This window comes from Bacillus sp. LR--39 (assembly GCF_053613335.1).
On the sequence record NZ_JBSIOT010000816.1, the window covers coordinates 1 to 733 of the forward strand.

Sequence of the window (733 nt, forward strand, 5' to 3'; positions counted from 1 at the left end):
TGTTGCTGTTTTCTTTGTGTTAGTCGGGGCAGCAGCATCAGCTGTTCTGATTACGAATGTTCACGCTTTTGAAGGTACGCCCGCCGGTTTTAAAATTTTAAACGGAAAAATCACAGATGTTGATCCGTGGGCCGCGTTCTTCAATCCAAGCTTTTTTATCACTGCGGGCCATGTCGTTTTATCCGCATTTATGACGGGAGCGTTTATCGTGGCTTCTGTGGCCGCATATAAAATGATCCGGACAAGAAAAAAGGAAAAGGTCTATCGCTTTCACCGGAAAGCCCTTTTGCTCGCACTCACGATCGGCGGTATTTTTTCATTGCTGACCTCTTTGAACGGACACGAATCAGCACAGATGCTGTACGAATACCAGCCCGAAAAATTAGCCGGTGCGGAAGGCCTGTTTGAAACAAGATCCCATGCCCCGCTCGCTATCGGCGGTTTTACCGACCCGAATGAAGAAAAAGTAAAATGGGCAATCGAGATTCCATGGGCTTTAAGCTTTTTGGCAGCGAACCGTTTTGACACTGTTGTAAAAGGATTAAATGCATTTCCGAGAGATGAATGGCCGCCGCTTTTCATTCACACGCTGTTTAATGCGATGGTCGGTGTAGGCATGCTGCTTATTCTTTATTCCATTATCGGTGTGGTCTGGAGAAAGGTGCTCAAGAAAGACCGTTTCCCAACGTGGCTTTTGGTCATTTTCATGACAGCAGGCCCTTTTAGTCTCATC

1 protein-coding gene is annotated in these 733 nt (G+C 46.5%); it reads left to right on the forward strand.

From position 1 onward, the window contains the following. On the forward strand, positions 1-733 hold a 733-nt coding region (locus tag ACWHAR_RS26725; protein WP_452088383.1), incomplete at both ends, for a cytochrome ubiquinol oxidase subunit I.